Annotated in this window: 18 protein-coding genes; 8 read left to right on the top strand and 10 right to left on the bottom strand. The window is 72.9% G+C overall.

The features are described from left to right. Window positions 1-83: 83 nt before the first annotated feature. Together HNQ09_RS00225 and rpe are read right to left on the bottom strand one after the other, a co-directional pair. Window positions 84-827 (bottom strand): 2-phosphosulfolactate phosphatase, encoded by a 744-nt coding sequence (locus HNQ09_RS00225; protein WP_184023885.1) that lies wholly within the window; start codon window positions 825-827, stop codon window positions 84-86. Continuing rightward, window positions 824-1,510, bottom strand: coding sequence for a ribulose-phosphate 3-epimerase (rpe, locus tag HNQ09_RS00220; protein ID WP_343057541.1), 687 nt, complete (start codon window positions 1,508-1,510; stop codon window positions 824-826). The genes HNQ09_RS00225 and rpe overlap by 4 nt, the downstream gene beginning before the upstream one ends. Before the next feature lie 161 nt (window positions 1,511-1,671). On the opposite strand from rpe, the gene scpA reads away from it, so the two are divergent. Together scpA and HNQ09_RS00210 are read left to right on the top strand one after the other, a co-directional pair. Further along, on the top strand, window positions 1,672-3,834 hold the full coding sequence (gene scpA, locus HNQ09_RS00215) for a methylmalonyl-CoA mutase (protein WP_184023882.1): 2,163 nt from the start codon (window positions 1,672-1,674) through the stop codon (window positions 3,832-3,834). A 60-nt stretch (window positions 3,835-3,894) separates the two neighbouring features. Continuing rightward, window positions 3,895-4,314: a hypothetical protein gene (locus HNQ09_RS00210; RefSeq protein ID WP_184023879.1), complete on the top strand. Its 420-nt coding sequence runs from the start codon at window positions 3,895-3,897 to the stop codon at window positions 4,312-4,314. Between the two features lies 1 nt (window position 4,315). Here HNQ09_RS00210 and HNQ09_RS00205 read toward each other — a convergent pair whose 3' ends face one another. Further along, window positions 4,316-5,746, bottom strand: a complete 1,431-nt coding sequence (locus HNQ09_RS00205; protein ID WP_184023876.1) for an aldehyde dehydrogenase family protein — start codon at window positions 5,744-5,746, stop codon at window positions 4,316-4,318. A 152-nt stretch (window positions 5,747-5,898) separates the two neighbouring features. Between HNQ09_RS00205 and meaB the strand changes: the two genes are divergently transcribed. Then, window positions 5,899-6,849, top strand: coding sequence for a methylmalonyl Co-A mutase-associated GTPase MeaB (meaB, locus tag HNQ09_RS00200; RefSeq protein WP_184023873.1), 951 nt, complete (start codon window positions 5,899-5,901; stop codon window positions 6,847-6,849). Window positions 6,850-6,866: 17 nt separating this feature from the next. Here the strand turns inward: meaB and HNQ09_RS00195 are convergent, their stop codons facing one another. Genes HNQ09_RS00195 through HNQ09_RS00185 form a run of 3 tightly spaced genes read right to left on the bottom strand, consistent with a single transcriptional unit; the run spans window position 6,867 to window position 10,644 of the window. Continuing rightward, window positions 6,867-7,811: an adenylyltransferase/cytidyltransferase family protein gene (locus tag HNQ09_RS00195; protein ID WP_184023871.1), complete on the bottom strand. Its 945-nt coding sequence runs from the start codon at window positions 7,809-7,811 to the stop codon at window positions 6,867-6,869. After that, complete coding sequence (locus HNQ09_RS00190; RefSeq protein WP_184023867.1) at window positions 7,808-9,274, bottom strand: nicotinate phosphoribosyltransferase; 1,467 nt, start codon at window positions 9,272-9,274, stop codon at window positions 7,808-7,810. The genes HNQ09_RS00195 and HNQ09_RS00190 overlap by 4 nt, the downstream gene beginning before the upstream one ends. Next, a complete protein-coding gene (locus HNQ09_RS00185; RefSeq protein ID WP_184023864.1) occupies window positions 9,271-10,644 on the bottom strand; it encodes an MFS transporter in 1,374 nt (457 codons plus the stop codon). The genes HNQ09_RS00190 and HNQ09_RS00185 overlap by 4 nt, the downstream gene beginning before the upstream one ends. Window positions 10,645-11,045: 401 nt before the next feature. Between HNQ09_RS00185 and nadE the strand changes: the two genes are divergently transcribed. Both nadE and HNQ09_RS00175 read left to right on the top strand, forming a co-directional pair. Continuing rightward, window positions 11,046-11,882, top strand: coding sequence for an ammonia-dependent NAD(+) synthetase (gene nadE / locus HNQ09_RS00180; RefSeq protein ID WP_184023861.1), 837 nt, complete (start codon window positions 11,046-11,048; stop codon window positions 11,880-11,882). Between the two features lie 46 nt (window positions 11,883-11,928). Then, the gene (locus HNQ09_RS00175; protein WP_184023844.1) at window positions 11,929-12,591 is read left to right on the top strand and encodes an alpha/beta fold hydrolase; all 663 of its coding nucleotides are present in this window, start codon (window positions 11,929-11,931) and stop codon (window positions 12,589-12,591) included. On the opposite strand, the gene HNQ09_RS00170 is transcribed toward HNQ09_RS00175, so the two are convergent. Continuing rightward, entirely contained in the window at window positions 12,588-13,580 is a 993-nt protein-coding gene (locus tag HNQ09_RS00170; protein ID WP_184023841.1) for an SDR family NAD(P)-dependent oxidoreductase, read from the bottom strand. The two genes, HNQ09_RS00175 and HNQ09_RS00170, sit on opposite strands and share 4 nt — an antisense overlap. 49 nt (window positions 13,581-13,629) lie before the next feature. On the opposite strand from HNQ09_RS00170, the gene HNQ09_RS00165 reads away from it, so the two are divergent. The 3 genes from HNQ09_RS00165 to HNQ09_RS00155 all read left to right on the top strand — a co-directional run bounded on the left by HNQ09_RS00165 (window position 13,630) and on the right by HNQ09_RS00155 (window position 15,318). Next, window positions 13,630-13,986 carry a histidine triad nucleotide-binding protein gene (locus tag HNQ09_RS00165; protein ID WP_184023838.1) on the top strand — a complete coding sequence of 119 codons (357 nt, stop codon included), beginning with the start codon at window positions 13,630-13,632 and terminating at the stop codon, window positions 13,984-13,986. Further along, window positions 13,983-14,666, top strand: a complete 684-nt coding sequence (locus tag HNQ09_RS00160) for an HAD-IA family hydrolase (RefSeq protein ID WP_184023835.1) — start codon at window positions 13,983-13,985, stop codon at window positions 14,664-14,666. Before HNQ09_RS00165 ends, HNQ09_RS00160 begins: the two co-directional genes overlap by 4 nt. 79 nt (window positions 14,667-14,745) lie before the next feature. Next, window positions 14,746-15,318, top strand: a complete 573-nt coding sequence (locus HNQ09_RS00155; protein ID WP_184023832.1) for a Uma2 family endonuclease — start codon at window positions 14,746-14,748, stop codon at window positions 15,316-15,318. A 19-nt stretch (window positions 15,319-15,337) separates the two neighbouring features. Here the strand turns inward: HNQ09_RS00155 and sdaAA are convergent, their stop codons facing one another. From sdaAA to HNQ09_RS00140, 3 genes are all read right to left on the bottom strand, one after another. Continuing rightward, window positions 15,338-16,222 (bottom strand): L-serine ammonia-lyase, iron-sulfur-dependent, subunit alpha, encoded by an 885-nt coding sequence (sdaAA, locus tag HNQ09_RS00150; RefSeq protein WP_184023829.1) that lies wholly within the window; start codon window positions 16,220-16,222, stop codon window positions 15,338-15,340. A gap of 63 nt (window positions 16,223-16,285) precedes the next feature. Next, window positions 16,286-16,951 (bottom strand): L-serine ammonia-lyase, iron-sulfur-dependent subunit beta, encoded by a 666-nt coding sequence (gene sdaAB, locus HNQ09_RS00145; protein WP_184023826.1) that lies wholly within the window; start codon window positions 16,949-16,951, stop codon window positions 16,286-16,288. Between the two features lie 229 nt (window positions 16,952-17,180). Further along, window positions 17,181-17,396 carry a hypothetical protein gene (locus tag HNQ09_RS00140; RefSeq protein WP_184023823.1) on the bottom strand — a complete coding sequence of 72 codons (216 nt, stop codon included), beginning with the start codon at window positions 17,394-17,396 and terminating at the stop codon, window positions 17,181-17,183. Between the last annotated feature and the right edge of the window lie 34 nt (window positions 17,397-17,430).

The following is a 17,430-nucleotide window of genomic DNA, read 5'->3' as shown; positions in this document are numbered from 1 at the left end:
CCGTCACCCTGGCCGGTGTCCACGCCTGGGCGGCGCCGGGCGCCGGGCGGCTGGGCAAGGGGCAGGAGAGGGCCGGGCGCGGCTCAGCTCGCCACGAACTTCAGGGCGCCGGGCTTCAGGGCGCCGGGAACGCCCTGCTCGGGGGCGAGGACCGGCACGACCCGGCTGATGCTGACCTGGGCGGCGTGGCGCACGTCGCCTTCCAGGCCCAGGCGCGCGAGGTGCTGGCCGTGCCCGCTGCTGCCCAGGGCCTCGATGGGATTCCCGGCGTTGCGGCGGATCGTCAGGGCGATGCGGGCGCCGTCGTCGACGGTAAAGACCCCCATCGCCAGCAGGTACTCGGCGAGCACCCCGGCGGCGTACACGTCCTCCAGCCCGGCGCGGCCGTCGGTTCCAGCACAGACGATGGCGATCTCCTCGGTCGCCAGCGCGCGGGCGCGGCGGGCGGCGGCGTGCGCGTTGATCAGGGCCGCCAGCAGCACGTGTTTGCCGGTCTGCGCGGCGACGTGCGCGGCCCCGGTGCCGTTGGTGGTGTTCATCACCACGGTCTTGCCGGTGAAGTTCTGGTCGGCCGCCTCGGCCGGGCTGTTGCCGAAGTCGAAGCCGGGAAGGGGCAGCCCGCCGCGCTCGCCGCCCAGCAGCACGGCGTCCCCGCCGCCTGCCCCCGCACGCAGCGACAGGGCGAGTTCGGGCGTGACGGTGAGCAGCAGGGCGTCGGCGCCGCGCTCCAGATAGGTGACGGCGGTGGTCGTCGCGCGCAGCACATCTACCACCAGCACCACGTCGGGATAGTTGCCGTGGGGCAGCAGGTCCACCCGAAGCCTCATGTCAGCGCCTCCCGCAGCCGCGCGAGGCCCGCCGCCGCCCCGTCGGGGCCGAACACGCTGCTGCCCGCGACGAGGTTGGTCGCCCCGGCCTCTGCCAGCAGGCGGGCATTGTGCGGGGTCACCCCGCCGTCCACCTGAAGCTCGGCCGCGCTGCCCAGCTCGTCCAGCCAGCCGCGCAGGAGGCGGACGCGCTCCAGGCTCTGCGGAATGAACTTCTGCCCGCCGAAGCCGGGATTCACGCTCATCACCAGCACGAGGTCCACGTCCGCCAGCACCGGGCGCAGCGTCTCCAAGGACGTGCCGGGGTTGAGGGTGACGCCCGCGCGCTTGCCCAGTTCGCGGATCATGCCGACCGCGCGGTGCAGGTGCGCGGTGGCCTCGACGTGGACCGTGAGGCCGTCCGCGCCCGCCTCGGCAAAGTCGCGCAGGTAGCGCTCGGGCCGCTCGATCATCAGGTGAACGTCCATGAACAGCGCACTCGCCCGCCGGGCGGCGGCCAGGATGGGCAGCCCGAAGGAGATGTTGGGCACGAACAGACCGTCCATCACGTCCACATGCGCCCAGTCGGCCCCGGCAACCTGCCCGAGTTCTTCCCCGAGCCGGGTGAAGTCGCAGGCGAGCAGGCTGGGCGCGAGTTTCACGCGCCGGGCCGGGAGAGCAGCGGCAGCCGGAGGAGGATTCACGCCCCTAGCTTAACAGTCTCCACATATATAAAAAACAGCACAGACAACGGGGGCATCCAGAGGGGGAGTCCGCATCGGCGCCGGGGAGGGTGCCCGAGGCGCTGGCGGTGGGCGCGGGGCGCGTGGCCCGTGGCATCATGGCGCTGTACGGAGGAACCCCCATGACCGTCCTGCCCGACCCCACCGCCCCTGACCTTTCCGCGTGGAAGGCGCTGGCGCAAAAGGACCTGCGCGGCGCCGATCCCGAGACGCTGAACCGCACCACCCCCGAGGGCCTGACCCTCAAGGCGCTGTACACCCGCGCCGACCTGCCTGAAGGGGTAGACACCCTGCCCGGCCTGCCGCCCTTCACGCGCGGCCCGCGCGCCACCATGTACGCCGCGCGGCCCTGGACCATCCGGCAGTACGCGGGCTTTTCCACCGCCGAGGAGTCCAACGCCTTTTACCGCCGCAACCTCGCCGCCGGGCAAAAGGGCCTCAGCGTGGCCTTTGACCTTGCCACCCACCGGGGCTACGACTCCGACCACCCGCGCGTGGTGGGCGACGTGGGCAAGGCGGGCGTGGCGATTGATTCCGTGGAAGACATGAAAATCCTCTTCGACGGCATTCCGCTGAACGAGATGTCGGTCTCCATGACGATGAACGGCGCCGTGCTCCCCGTACTGGCGGCCTTCATCGTCGCGGGCGAGGAGCAGGGCGTGCCCCGCGCGCAGCTTTCGGGCACCATCCAGAACGACATCCTCAAAGAGTTCATGGTGCGCAACACCTACATCTACCCGCCCACGCCGTCTATGCGGATCGTGGCCGACATCATCGCGTACACGGCGCGGGAGATGCCGAAGTTCAACTCGATCTCGATTTCCGGCTACCACCTTCAGGAGGCGGGGGCGAACGCGGCGCTGGAACTTGCCTACACGCTGGCGGACGGGCTGGAGTACGTGCGGGCGGCACTGAAGTCCGGGCTGGACGTGGACGAGTTCGCGCCCCGGCTCTCCTTTTTCTTCGCCATCGGGATGAACTTCTACACCGAGGTCGCCAAGCTGCGTGCCGCCCGGCTGCTGTGGGACGAGATCATGGGTCAATTTGGGCCGAAGAACCCCATGAGCCGCGCCCTGCGGACCCACTGCCAGACTTCCGGCTGGAGCCTGACCGAGCAGGACCCCTACAACAACGTGATTCGCACGGCGGTCGAGGCGATGGCGGCGGTGTTCGGCGGCACCCAGAGCCTGCACACCAACGCCTTTGACGAGGCCATCGGCCTGCCCACCGACTTCTCGGCCCGCATCGCGCGCAACACGCAGCTGGTGATTCAGGAGGAGACGGGCATCCCGGGCGTGGTGGACCCCTGGGGCGGCTCGTACCTGATGGAGCGGCTGACCCATGACCTCGCGGAGAAAGCCCGCGAGCTGATGCGCGAGGTCGAGGAGCTGGGCGGCATGGCGAAGGCCATCGAATCCGGCGTGCCCAAGCTGCGCATCGAGGAGTCGGCGGCGCGCAAACAGGCCCGCATCGACCGGGGCGAGGACGTGATCGTGGGCGTGAACAAGTACCGCCCGACCGCTGAGACCCATGTGGACGTGCTGAACATCGACAACGGCGCGGTGCGCGAGTCGCAGATCAATCGGCTGACGCGGGTGAAGGCGGAGCGGGACCCCGCGGCCGCCGAGGCGGCATTAAAGGCGCTGGAGGACGCTGCCCGCACGGGTGAGGGCAACCTGCTGGCCCTCAGCGTGGAGGCCATGCGCGCCCGCGCCACCGTGGGCGAGGTCAGTGACGCGCTGGAACGGGTCTGGGGCCGTCACCAGGCCGAGGTGCGCACCCTGTCGGGCGTGTACGCGCAGGGCTTTGAAAACGACGAGGGCTTCGCGGCCCTGCAAGGCGAGATCGAGGCCTTCGCCGAGGCCGAGGGCCGCCGCCCGCGCATTCTGGTCGTGAAGATGGGCCAGGACGGCCACGACCGGGGCGCGAAGGTGATCGCCACGGGCTTTGCCGACCTGGGCTTCGACGTGGACGTGGGTCCGCTGTTCCAGACGCCCGAGGAGGCCGCGCGGCAGGCGGTGGAAAACGACGTGCACGTGATCGGCGTGAGCAGCCAGGCTGCCGGGCACCGCACCCTGATTCCGCAACTGATCCAGGCGCTGCGGGAACAGGGCGCGGACGACATTCTGGTCGTCGCGGGCGGCGTGATTCCGCAGCAGGATTACGCCGAGCTGCGCGCGGCGGGCGTGGCGGGCATCTTCGGGCCGGGCACGCCGATCCTGCACTCGGCGCGCGAAGTGCTGGGGCTGCTGCGGGGGCGGCAGGGGACGCCCCTCACGCCCTGAACCCGGGGCCTGGGAGGGGGAGCCGGGCAACCCTCCAGGCGCCGACCCCGTAACCCCAGCATGCCGCGCTCCCTGCTCGCCGCCCTGGCCCTGTCGCTGACTCTCCCCGCCGGGGCCGCCAGCCTTCCGCCCGTTCCCACCCTCCGCCCCGCCCCGCCGTCCAAGGTCGTGGCGGGGTTGCGCGTGTGCGTGCGCGGCGAGGTGCGCTACCGGGTGGACTCCCAGGGCCGGGTGCGCTTCCTCGACCACGGGCAGCGTTTTCCCGACAACCTGCTGCGTGTCACGCAGAGCTACGACCGGGCCGGGCGGCTGGGCGGCGTGACCGTGCGGCAGACGGGCTTCGCCGGGCGGGTGCTGGAGCTGCGCGGGACGTTCGACGCGCGGGGGCGGCTGGTGAACGAGACAGGCTTCCGCGCGCCGGGGGTCACGGCGCCGCTGCGCTCGTTCCTGCGGCCTGCGCCGGGCCGGGTGGAATGCTGACCTAGCCTGACGGCAGCGTGCGCTCGAGCTGGCGCAGCAGCCAGGCGCTCAGGCGCGGGCCGGGGCGGCCGTAGGGTGGATACCCCAGCCGGGTGGGGCTAAGGGCCGCTTCCTGCATCACCGCGCGCTCGTGGCTGAAGGTGCGGAAGCCCGACTCGCCGTGGTAGTTGCCCATGCCGCTGGGACCGCTGCCGCCGAAAGGCAGGTGGGGGTTGCTGAGGTGGACCACCGTGCCGTTGACCATCAGGCCGCCGCTGCGGGTCCCGGCGCGCACCCGCTCGGCCTGGGCGGGGTCACGGGTAAAGACATAGAGGGCCAGCGGCGTATCGAGCCGCCGCACCAGCGCCAGCGCGTCTTCCAGCTCGCCGTAGCGCAGCACCGGCAACACCGGGCCGAACAGTTCTTCTCGCATCAGCGGCATGTCGGGCGTGACGCCGGTCACCAGCGTGGGCGAGACGAAGCGGCGGGCCGGATCGAAGTCGCCGCCCAGAACCACCCGCGCGCCCGCCGCCACGCTCTGGCGGGTCAGGCGCTCCAGACGCTCGACGCTGCGGGCGTCCACCATCCGCCCGAAGGCGCCGGGGTCGCTGAAACGCCGCGCGACCACCCCGACCAGCCGCTCCACGAAGGGGTCGTGCTGCTCGTGGGGCACCAGCACGTAGTCGGGCGCCACGCAGGTCTGCCCGGCGTTCAGGAACTTGCCCCAGCCGACGCGCTCGGCGGCGAGGGTCAGGTCGGCGCTCGCCTCCACGATGGCCGGACTCTTGCCGCCCAGCTCCAGCGTGACCGGGGTCAGGTTGGGGGCGGCGGCGGCCATCACCCGGCGCCCCACCTCGCCGCTGCCGGTGAAGAAGATGTGGTCGAAAGGCAGGGCGGTCAGGGCGGCGGCCACGTCCGCGCCGCCCTCGACCACCGCGACGAGGCGAGGCTCGAAGACCTCCTCCAGCAACTCTTGCAGCGCCCGCGCGGTCGCCGGGGCCTTTTCGCTGGGCTTGAGGATCACGGTGTTTCCGGCGGCGAGGCTGGCGATCAAGGGAACGAGCGCGAGGTTCACCGGATAGTTCCAGGGGCTGAGGATCAGCGTGACCCCGCGCGCCTCGGGCACCACCCGGCTGCGCGAGCCGAGCAGCGTGGCGGGGGTCGGCACCGTGCGGGGCCGCATCCAGCGCGGCAGATGGGTGAGGGCGTGGTTGAGTTCGGCCACCACCGGATGCAGTTCGGTGATCTCGGCCTCGGCGCGGCTCTTGCCCAGATCGAGCGCGAGCGCCCCGGCCAGGCGCGCGCGGTGCCGCTGGAGGCCCGCGCGCAGGCGGCGCAAGACGGCCTGCCGCTCGGCGGCCCCGGTCTGCGCCATCCGCAGGCGGTGGGCCTGTTGGGCCTCGAACAGGGCGCGGAGGTCCGGGGGAGCGGTCGCGGCGGCGCGGGGGGTCATGGGGCCAGCAAAGCACAGAATCCGGGGCACGAAAGCGCGCAACTCCCCCGTGTTTTCGTCGGGGCACGGCTGGATGCCGGGCGCCTGGGTGCGCAATGCCTATAAGCTGGGGCGGCAGGCCCGGCGTCCGGCCCTGACCTCTCCCCTTGCCCATGTCCCATCCCCTCGCCGCTCCCCTCCTCTCGGGCCACCGCCGGGCGCTGGCCCGCGCGATCACCCTGACCGAATCGACCCGCCCCGACCACGAGCAGGAGGCGCAGGCGCTGCTCGCGGAGGTGCTGCCCCACGCCGGGCGGTCCATCCGGGTCGGCCTGACGGGCGTGCCGGGCGTGGGCAAAAGCACGCTGATCGAGGCGCTGGGCCTGCACCTCGCGGACGCGGGGCACCGGGTCGCGGTGCTGGCGGTGGACCCCTCCAGCGCCCGTACCGGCGGCTCGATCATGGGGGACAAGACGCGAATGCCCCGGCTCACCGTGCATCCGGGCGCCTATATCCGCCCCAGCCCCAGCGGCGGCACGCTCGGCGGCGTGGCGCGGCGCACCCGCGAGACGATCACGCTGTGCGAGGCCGCCGGATACGACGTGCTGCTCGTCGAGACGGTAGGCGTGGGGCAGTCGGAAACGCAGGTCGCCGCCATGACCGACCTCTTCGTGCTGCTGACGCTACCCAACGCGGGAGACGAGCTTCAGGGCATCAAGCGCGGGATCATGGAACTGGCCGACCTGTGCGTGGTGAACAAGGCCGACACCGATCCCCGGGCCGCCACCCGCGCCCAGACCGAGCTGACGGCGGCGCTGCGGCTGCTGACCCCGCACGGCGCCCTCTGGCGGCCCCGCGCGCTGCGGACCTCGGCCACGACGGGGGCGGGCATCGCGGAGCTGTGGGAGGCGGTGGGCGAGTACGCAGCCACGGTGAATCTCGCGGAAAAACGCCGCGCCCAGACCGCCGTGTGGTTCGACGAGCTGCTGCGCGAGGCGGCCTGGCGGGCCTTCCAGACGGGGCTGGACCGGGAGCGGCTGCGCGAGCTACGCGGAGAGGTGCTGGCGGGCACCCGCACGCCGGTGCAGGGCGTGCGGGCGCTGCTCTCCCCTGTCGCCGGGTAGCCAGCCCCCGCGCCCCGTCAGGACGGGAGCGCTTCCCCACGCGGGGGCACCGGGCCAGCCTCACCCCTCAGCAGCCGCGTCAGGATCACGTGGTGGTCTTCGTGAAAGCGCCGGGGCGCGGCCAGCGCGCGGGCCAGGGGAACCGGTCGGGCCGGGAAGACGGCGGGCGCCGGGCCGAGAAAGACGTGCGCGGCGGTCGGCGCGACCAGGGCGCGGGCGGGAGCGCCGAAGACGGCGGCGGCGGGAGCCTCGGGCCGCTCGCCAGGCGGCAGAACGCGCCCCGGCAGCTCCCACAACCCGCGCCCGATGGCCTGGGGGCGGGTGTGCAGCCAGACCTGCCCTTCCCGGACGTGCAGCCAGCGTTCCTCTTGCAGGTGCGTGCCGGGCGGCAGCAACGCGCGGGCCGCCTCCACCGCCGCCCACTCGGCCCGCAGCCGGGCAAAGGCAGGCGTGAGGGCGAACCCAGCCAGCAAGGCGCGCACCGCCTGCGGCACTGCCCCGGGCAGCGGCCTCGGCCTCCCCGTGAACAGCGCCGCGCGCAGGTCGGTCGCGTTCAGGCCGGGGACCTCGGGCACGGGCAGGCGCTCCCAGCCGGGAAACCAGCGCAGGTAGGCGCTGCTGGCGTCCTTTTCGAAGCCGACGAGGGCGACCGCCGCCCCCGCGCCGAACACTTCCCCCGCCACCCCGCGCACGTCCGCCGCCCAGGCGTCCGGGTCGAAGCGGTCGGGCAGCGGCCGGAAGGCGACCCGGCGCAGGTCCGCCCCCGCCTCCCGCAGGGCACCCCGCAGCATCCGCGCCCGCTCGGCGGCCGTGAAGGGATTTTTCACCGAGCGGGCGAGGTTGGCGCTTCCCAGCAGCACCAGCACGCGGGGAGCCTGGGCCAGCGCGTGCCGGACGCTCGCCACATGCGCCGCGTGGGGCGGCTGGAAGCGCCCGACGTAGACGGCACCCAGCGGGGTCACGCGCCCGCGTGCGCCCGCAGTTCTCCGGCCACCCGGTCGCGCAGCGCGGCCACGTCGTCTCCCAGGCCGACCCGGTAGAGGTGCGGGTTGAGGGCGCGGCGGGTCCCGGCCGGAAGCCGGGCGAGGTCCGCGCGGGCGCGGGCCTGGGCTTCGGGCAGCGTCTCGGCGGGGAGGGTCCGGCGCCCCCCCTCCAGCACGACCTCGCGGGCATCCTGCCAGCTCAGCTCGCCGGGCAGGCGCGAGAAACGCAGCGGGTTGGTGGGGTCGCTGACGCGCTGGCCCGCGCGGGGAGCCTCGCCCAGCGTCAGCACGTCGAGCACGAAACTGCCGTCCTCCCCCTCGCCGCGCCAGACCCGCTTCTCGCCGGGCAGGCTGGACTTGGCGGGTTCGCCGGTCAGCTTCATCTTGGGCACGCCGCCCAGCCCCGCGAGCTTGTAGACGCCGCCCAGCGCCCCGCCGCCCTCGCCCCCCGCCGTGACCAGCTGGGTGCCCACCCCGTACACGTCCACCCGCCCGCCTTCCGCGATGATCGAGGCGATCACCGATTCCGAGAGGTCGTTGCTCGCCACGATCTTGACCCCGGGAAAGCCCGCCGCGTCGAGGGCCTCGCGCACCCGGCACGACAGGTAAGCGAGGTCGCCGCTGTCGAGGCGCACGCCGCGCAGTTCAAAGCCGCGCGCCCGCAGTTCGCGCGCGACCGTCAGGGCGTTGGGGAGGCCGGAGCGCAGGGTATCCACCGTGTCCAGCAGCAGGGTGGTCGCGTCCGGGTACAGCTCGGCGTAGGCGCGAAAGGCGCTCAGTTCGTCGGGAAAGCTCTCGACCCAGGCGTGGGCGTGGGTGCCGGTCAGCGGGAGACCGTAGCGCTGCCCCGCCTCCACGTTGGAGCTGCCCACCGCGCCGCCCACGAACGCCGCCCGCGCCGCGCTGAGCGCCCCATCGGGTCCCTGGGCGCGCCGGGCGCCGAACTCGATGACCTGCCCGCCGTGCGGGCTGGCCGCCGCCGCCAGGACGCAGCGGGCCGCCTTGGTCGCCACCAGCGTCTGGAAGTTCAGGGTGTTCAGCAGCGCCGTCTCGACGAGCTGCGCCTCCCACAGCGGCGCGGTGACGGTCAGCAGCGGTTCGTGCGCGAACACCACCCGGCCCTCGCGAAAGGCCGTGACCCGCCCGCTGAAGCGCCAGCCACCCAGCGCCGTCAGGAACTCGGGGCGGAACAGGCCCAGCGAGCCGAGGTACCCCAGGTCTTCCTCGCTGAAGCGCAGGTTTTCCAGCAGGTCGAGCGCCGCTTCCAGCCCCGCCCACACCGCGAACCCCCCCTGAAAAGGCAGCTTGCGAAAGTACAGGTCGAAGACCGCCTCCTGCGTATGCAGGCCCTGGGCGTGGTACCCCTGCATCATCGTGAGCTGGTAGAGGTCGGTAAACAGCGCGGAGGGGTGGGAGGCAGAGGGCGGGGGGGCAGAGATCATGCGCCATTCTCCGGCACGGGCGACCCCACCGTTTCGGGCAGCCTGCGTCCGCGCGTCTCGACGCCGATGGCCCAGGCGCAGGCGGCGGCCAGCGCGAAGCACCCGGCGAAGAGGCTCAGGGCCGCGCCCAGTCGCCCGGTCAGCAGCAGCGCCCCCACGCTGGGCGACAGCACGCTGGCGAGCCGCGCCATGCCGCTCACAAAGCCCATGCCGGTGGTCCGCAGCGGCGTCGGGAACAGCTCGGGCGTGTAGGCGTACAGCGCGCCCCAGGCCCCCAGCAGCGCGAAGGACAGCCCCGCCGACGTGACCAGCACCGCTCCCGGCGTGCCCGCCAGCAGGAAAAAGTACGCGCCCAGCGCCGACACGGCGAGGTAGCCGACCAGGGTGGGGCGGCGCCCGATTCTCTCCACCAGATACGCCGCCAGCACGTACCCCGGAATCTGCGCCAGCGCCAGCAGCAGCGTGGTGCGGTACACCGCGCCCAGCTCCAGCCCCTGCGCCCGCAGATACGACGGCAGCCACGAGAAGATGCCGTAGTACCCCAGGCTCAGGCCGAACCACACCAGCGCGAGCAGCGCCGTGCGGCGGCGCAGCCCCCCCGCGAAGAGGGCGGCGGGCGTGGCGCGGGGGGCGGGCGGCGGGGCGGCGAGGGGCGCGTCCGGCAGGGCGGTCCCATTGGCCCGCGCGACCCGTTCCAGCGCGGCCCGCGCCTCCGCGTCCCGGCCCCGCACCAGCAGCGACCGGGGCGAGTCGGGCACGCCCAGCCGCGCCAGCAGCCCGATCACGCCCGGCAGCGCGGCGAGCGCCAGCAGCCAGCGCCACGCTTCTGGCGGCTCAAACAGCGCGCTCAGCCACCACGCCAGGGCCGCGACCAGGATGGTCCCCAGCGCCCAGAAGCTCTCCAGATACACCAGAAAGCGCCCGCGCCACGCGGTCGGCACGAACTCGGCCATCATCGCGTAGTCCACCGGCAGGGTGCCGCCGAGGGCGAAGCCGGTCAGAAAACGGGCCAGCACCAGCAGCGCGACGGTGGGCGCAAAGGCCCCCAGCAGCCCGAACACCACCCCCAGCGCGACGGTCGTCAGAAAGACCGCCCGCCGCCCCACCCGGTCAGCCAACCAGCCCCAGAACACCGCGCCCACCAGCATCCCCGCGAAGGTCGCGGTGAGCAGCCACGTGGCGTCCGCCGACCCCCGCTCCAGCCCGAAGGCGGCGCTGATGCCCGGCAGCGCGAAGCCCATCAAGAGCACCTCCATCGCGTCGGCGGCCCAGGTCAGGCCGCAGATCGCCAGCAGCCGCCACTGAAAGCGGCCGAGGCCCAGCCGGTCGATCGCGTCGTCAAGGGGAACAGCCTTCGGGGCGGCAGTCATAGCCCCGAGAGTGTACGTGGCGGGAAGCGGCGAGGGAGCACAATCTGGGGCGGGTCAGCGAGGTTGCCCGACCGCACTTCTCCTGTGGAGGACGGCAGCCACAGCTTGCGCTTCTCTTAAAAACAGGCACTGCGGACGCCGCACAGGACCGTGTCGGTAGAGTCCGCACCGCCTTCTCCACGCCTCAATCGCGCAGCGAGACGGTGGTCGCAGGCGAGATCGCACCAAGATCAAACGTTGCCGCCGAGGACGACGCCCGCCTAGCGCCGCCCGTCTGCCCTTGCCGAGCGCAGCGCTTCGCTCCCCCTACCCCCCGGGGAGAGGGCTGGGGGGCGGGGAAAGCCGGATCAAGACGCCCTGCCCCAAAACCCCTACCCGAACCCCCATGGGATACTCCCCCCATGCCCACCCTCCGCGACCACATCCGCCGCGACCTCCATGTCCAGCCCGACATCGACCCCGCCGCCGAGGTGGAGCGCCGCGTGAGCTTCCTGGCCGCGTACCTGCGCGCCACGCCCGCCCGGGGCTTCGTGCTGGGCATCAGCGGGGGCCAGGACAGCACCCTGGCCGGGCGGCTCTGTCAGCTCGCCGCCGAGCGGGTGCGGGCGCAGGGCGGCGAGGCGACCTTTCTGGCTGTGCGCCTCCCCTACGGCACGCAGGCCGACGAGGCCGACGCCCAGGCGGCCCTGGCTTTCCTGCGCCCCGACCGCTGCGTGACCGTGAACATCCGGGAGGCGGCAGACGCCAGCGCGCGGGCCGCCGCCGGGGCACTGGGGTTGGCGGCGGGCGAGGGGCTGCGCGACTTCGTGCGCGGCAACATCAAGGCGCGCGAGCGGATGGTCGCCCAGTACGCCCTGGCCGGGCAGGAGGGCCTGCTGGTGGTGGGCACCGACCACGCGGCCGAGGCGCTGACGGGCTTTTTCACCAAGTACGGCGACGGCGGCGTGGACCTGACGCCCCTGACCGGCCTGACCAAAGGCCAGGGCGCCCGGTTGCTCGCGCACCTCGGCGCCCCGGAGTCGACCTGGCGCAAGGTGCCCACCGCCGACCTGGAAGACGACCGCCCCGGCCTGCCCGACGAGGCCGCGCTGGGCGTGAGCTACGCCCAGATCGACGCCTACCTGGAAGGCCGCGAGGTGCCCGGGGAGGCGGCGGAGAAACTGGAGCGGATGTTCCTGGCGACCCGGCACAAGCGGGCGCTGCCGGTGACGCCCTTCGACGGCTGGTGGCAGCCCTGACCCCTGTGGCCTTGCTGCTGCACGGGGGTGGGCTGGACGGGCGGCAGTGGCACGCGGTGAGGGCGCGGTTGCCGGACTTCGAAGTCCGCGCTCCGGACCTGCCCGGCCACAGTGCCCGCCGGGGCGAGCGGCTCACGTTGGAAGGCGCCCTGCGGCGGCCCTGGACGCGCTGGACGGCCAGGCGGCGCACGTCGTCGGGCATTCGCTGGGAGGAGCGCTCGGGCTGGAACTGGCGCGGCAGCGCCCGGCACAGGTGCAGTCCCTGCTGGTGTCCGGCACCGTGGGACCGCTCAGCCCCGCTCAGGCCCGGCTGATGGCGTGGGCCTCCCGCCTTCCGCTGCCGCCTGGCCCCGCGCTGACGCTGGCGCTGCGCCAGTTCCGGATTCCTGCCCGCGACCGGGCCTGGGTGCGCGAGGCGCTTGCCGGGACGCTCGTCCCGAGCTGGCAGGCCGATCTGGTCCGGGTGCTGGTCAGCCTCTCCCCTCCCGCGCCCACCGGCACGCCCACCCTGGTGCTCGTCGGCGCGCTGGAGACGCGGTCTGCCCGCAGCGGGGCCGCGCGCCTGGCCCGGACGCTGGGCGCTCCCGCGTTCGGCGTGCCCGGGGCCGGCCACGTGTGGAATCTGGAGGCGCCCGAGCTGTTTGCCCGCACCGTCAGCGCCTGGGTGCAGAGAGACCCCCTGCCCCCCGAGCTGAAGCGGCTCGGCTAGCGCTCGTTGAGGTCGGCCTCCGCCGCCTGCTTGAGCGGGTTGGCGCGGGTGAGCGCCGTCTCGACCTCGGCGCCGCGCACCGAGCGGGTGTGGGTGGCGGGGCCGGGCAGGGCGCGGTTGCCCAGCGCAATCAGGTCGGCGGTCAGCTGCGGGGCGAGCGCCTGGGCATACCGCAGGATCAGGGCCGGGCCACCGATCATCGCCTCGGCGTCGCCGCGCACCAGGGCGTCCACAATCCGGCGGGCCGCCACACCCGCGTCCAGCGACACGACCGGCAGGTTGTCCAGGGTGGCGAACAGGGCGTACTCCTTGTGCTGCTGGCCCTTGACCTGGGCGTGGCGGGCGCTGCCGGTGCGCATCAGCCCCGGGAGCACGGTGGTCACGCCGACCCCCTCGCGGGCGAGTTCGGCGCGCAGGGCCTGCCCCACCCCGACCGCCGCGAACTTGCTGACCGAGTACGGGGCGAGGTGCGGAATGGCGACCTTGCCGCCCACCGACGCGACGATCAAAACCCGGCCCCGGCGGGCGCGCAGCAGCGGCAGGGCTGCGCGGGTCAGGCGCAGCGGCGCGAAGCCGTTGACCTCCATGATCTCGCGGAAGTCCCCCTCGGTCATGTTCTCCAGCGGTCCGGTCTGGATGATTCCGGCGTTGTTGACCAGCACGTCGAGGCCGCCGTGGACCCGCGCCGTCTCCTCCACCGCGCGCCCGATGTCGCCCGCCTGGGTCACGTCCGCGACGATAGTGTGGACCGTGGCCCCGCTCGCGCGCAGGTCCGCCGCTGCCCGGTCCAGCTCGTCTCCGCTGCGCGACACCAGGGTGACGCGGGCGCCGCGCGCCGTGAATTCGCGGGCCAGCGCCAGCCCCAGGCCGCGCGCCCCGCCGGTGATCAGCACGCTCTTGCCGCTCAGGGCAAAGGGGGCGCCCAGCACCCGCCGGGCCGCCAGCGCTCCCACTCCAGCCAGGACCAGCAGACGTTTGGAGAGTCTCATACCCCCGAGTCTGCCCGCCTTCCCCACCTGGAATCCTTAGAGTGAAGGCATGGACAACGCCGCCCCCGGCCAGCCGACCACCCTCTTCACGCGCATCGTCGCCCGCGAGCTGCCCGCAGACGTGGTGTATGAAGACGAGCGCTATATCGCCATTCGCGACATCGCGCCCAAGGCGCCCATTCACCTGCTGGTGATTCCCAAGCGGGTCACCACCCGCCTCGACGAGGTCACGGACGCCGCCGAGATGGGCGAGCTGTGGCTCACCGCCGTGCGGGTCGCCCGCCAGCACGCGCCAGACTACCGCCTGCTGGTCAACTGCGGCGAGGGCGGCGGCCAGGTCGTGCCCCATACCCACGTGCATATCCTGGCGGGCTGGGAAAGCGGCCCCGAGAGCGACACCCAGTGAGGGCCGCCTTCGGGGCCGTCCTCTTCGACCTCGACGGCGTGCTGGTGGACAGCGAGACGCTGGCGAACGCGGTCTGGGTGGAGCTGCTGGCCGAGCACGGGCTGAGGCTGGACCGCGCCGAGTTCATGGCCCGCGCGGTGGGCAGCACGCACGCCGCGCTGTTCGACTGGTTGCGTGGGGAGCGCGGCTGGGAGCGGCCCGAGGGCTTCTTGCCCGAACTCGACGCCCGGCTGGCGCGGGCCTTTCACGCCACGCCCGCCATCGAGGGCGCGGCGGGGACCTTGCGGGCGCTGTCGGCGGCGGGCCTGCCCTTTGCGGTGGCGAGCAACAGCCTGCGGTCACGCCTGCACCTCAAGCTGGAGGCCGCCGGGCTGGCCGAACTGGTCGGAGAGCACGCCTACGACCCCGCCCATGTGGGGGGCCGGGGCAAGCCGCTGCCGGACCTGTACGCCCACGCCGCCGCGCGCCTGGGCGTCTCCCCCGACCGCTGCCTGGTCATTGAGGACAGCGTGACCGGGCTGAGGGCGGGCGTGGCGGCAGGCGCGACCGTGTGGGGCCTGCTGGCGGGCGGCCACGTCCATCCTGACGGTGCGGCGGCGCTGAGGGAGGCCGGAGCCGCGCGGGTCCTGCGCGACCACGCCGAGCTGCGAGCGGCGCTGGGCCTGACCGTGGGCGTGTGAGGCCGCGGGGGGGCTGACCTCAGCCGCTGAGGCCAGGGCCGCCGCTGTACTCCCACACGGGCCGCCGTAAACTGACCCTATGACGGACGCAGCTCCACAGGCCATGAGCGAGGCGGATTACCTGCGGACCGAGCGCGAGAGTCCCTACAAGCGCGAGTACGTGGGCGGCTTCGTGTACCCACTGCACGCCCAGGCGGGGGCGAGTGGGGAGCATGTGCGGATCAGCCTGCGAATTGCGGCGGCCCTGCTGCCCGATGCCGACCACCAGGGCTGCCGCCTCTACCAGTCGGACATGCAGCTTTACGTCCTCGGCGCGTCCAGTTACTTCTACCCCGACGTGATGCTGGTGTGTGGGGGCGAGCCGCCGGGGCGGTACCACGAGACCTCACCCTGCTTGCTGGTCGAGGTGCTGTCGGGCAGCACGGCGCACAACGACCGTCGCCACAAGCACGCCGTCTACACGGCGATTCCCACCCTCCGGACTTACCTGATCGTCTCGCAGGACGACCGCTACGTGGTGGAGTACCAGCGCGGCGCGGAGGACGGCGCAGAGAAGTGGGCCATGCGCGAGCACCGGGGCGCGGGGCAGGTGGACGTCCCCTGCCTGGGCCGAACGCTCAGCCTGGACGAGATTTACCGGGGCGTACGGTAGAGCGTCTCTCCCGGCGCCCCTACGCCATCGGCAGTTCGATCATGCCGCCCGGCTCCTCCTGACGGCCCTCCATCCGCGCCGTCACCGCGAGGCCGGTCGGGGTCTGGGCCAGCCCACCTTCGGCCGTCTCGCGCAGTTCGGCGGGCATCAGGCGGCCCACCGAGGCCATCGCGCCCACCACCTCGTCCGGGGGGATGAAGGATTCGAGCTGCGCCAGGGCGAGTTGCGCCGCGCTGACGGCGTGAACGGCGAAAAAGGCGTTGCGGCTCACGCAGGGCACTTCCACGTAGCCGCCCACCGGGTCGCACACCAGCCCGATGGTGTTCATCAGGGCGAGGGACGCGGCGTGGACGGCGGCGCGCGGCGAGCCGCCCAGTAGCTCCACCACGGCGGCGGCGGCCATTGCGGCGCTGGAGCCGATCTCGGCCTGACAGCCTCCTGCCGCGCCCGAGATGAACATGCGTTTGCTGATCGCCTTGCCCACCCCGGCGGCCAGGATCATCGGGTCCACCAGCCGTTCGTCGGGGAGGCCCAGGTGGTCGGCCACGCCCAGCAGCGCCCCGGGAATGGTGCCCGCGCTGCCCGCCGTGGGGGCGGCCACGATGCGGCCCATGCGGGCGTTTTCCTCGTTCACGGCCATCGCGTAGGCCTGCACCCGGCGGATCAGGGGGGCATTCAGCGCGTCGGGCGCGTCCCAGAGGCCCTTGGCGTTCCAGCCCACCATGCCGGTGATGCTCTTGGCGTCGCTGCTTAGCCCCCGCTCGACAGAGGCGCGCATCTCCCCGATGCGCCTGCTCATCTCGCTGCGGATGTCCTGGGGGTCCAGGCCCGTCTCGGCGCAGTCTTGCGCCAGCACCCAGCCGGAGGCCGGAGCGGGCGCGTTCATCAGTTCTTCGAGGGTCATACGGCCTCCTGCGGCGGGGCGAAGTAGCGGTAATCGGGAGCGAGGAACAGGCGCTGGGTGCGCTCAGCCGTCCATCAGCTTGGGCAGCAGCCGCACCCAGTTGGTGTCGGGCCAGTGGTCGAGAAAGGCCAGCGCCTGCGGGCTGAGCGGCGCGTCGAGTTCGATGGCGACCAGCGCCTGCCCGCCGCGCGTCTCGCGGGTGCAGGTCAGCGCGGCGATGTTCACCCCGTCGGCGGCGATGGTGGAAGCGATGCGGGCGATCATCCCGACCGCGTCGGTGTAGCGCAGCAGCACGGTGGGACTCGCCCCGCTGAAGTTCACCCCCAGCCCCTGCACCCCCGTGACCAGGATCACGCCGCCGCCCGTCGAGCTGCCCTGCACCGTGACCGCCAGCGTGTCCCCGTGCAATTCGATCTGGGCGGTATTCGGATGCACGTCCCCCAGGTCCACGTCGCGGAACTCGGCCGTCAGGCCCGCCGCCTCGGCCTCCTCGAAGGCGCGGGGCAGGCGGGCGTCGTCGGGGGCGTACCCCAGCAGGCCCGCCACCAGCGCGAGGTGGGTGCCGTGCCCCCGCCCGGTCTTGGCAAAAGACGCGTGCAGGCCGATCACCGCCCGGCGGGGAGGCTCGCCCAGCAGGTGGTGGGCCACCAGGCCCAGGCGGCAGGCACCCGCCGTGTGGCTGCTGCTCGGCCCGATCATGACCGGGCCAATCATGTCGAGGAGGGACATAAGGGAAGTATAGGCAGGCTCCCTGAGAGCCGTCCGGGGCGGGGAGACGCGGGGCCAGGGCAATCCTGAACGCCTGGGCAGGCTCGCCCTCACCCTCCCAGTTGCTCCCAATGCCGAAGACGGCTTCCCTACCGCGCGATCTGGCGGGGCGAGCTGTGGCGGAGGGTGCAGAGGAAAAAAAGCGCGCCGCCGAGCGGAACCCGGCGGCGTTCTGGTGAGGCGATGAGATTTACTCGCCCCTGGCCTCGTCCGGCAGGCGGGCTTCTTCCTCGTGGGTCATGTCCGCGAGGTTGGCGCGCAGTTCTTCGAGCTTGTCGCGGCCCGCTTCGCCGGAGAGGCCGTTGGCATCAACGTTGCCAGTCGCGCCCTGCATTCCCTCCTCAATCACTTCCTGCTGGTCGGTGGCGTAGGTGTGGCCCTGGTCCTCGGCGCTCTTGTCGGTCATAGCTGAAGGGTGGCCCAGCCCCGCGCGGGCGGGA

It is taken from the genome of Deinococcus budaensis (assembly GCF_014201885.1).
Taxonomy (GTDB): Bacteria; Deinococcota; Deinococci; order Deinococcales; family Deinococcaceae; genus Deinococcus; species Deinococcus budaensis.
This window is presented reverse-complemented; position numbering and strand designations above follow the sequence as displayed.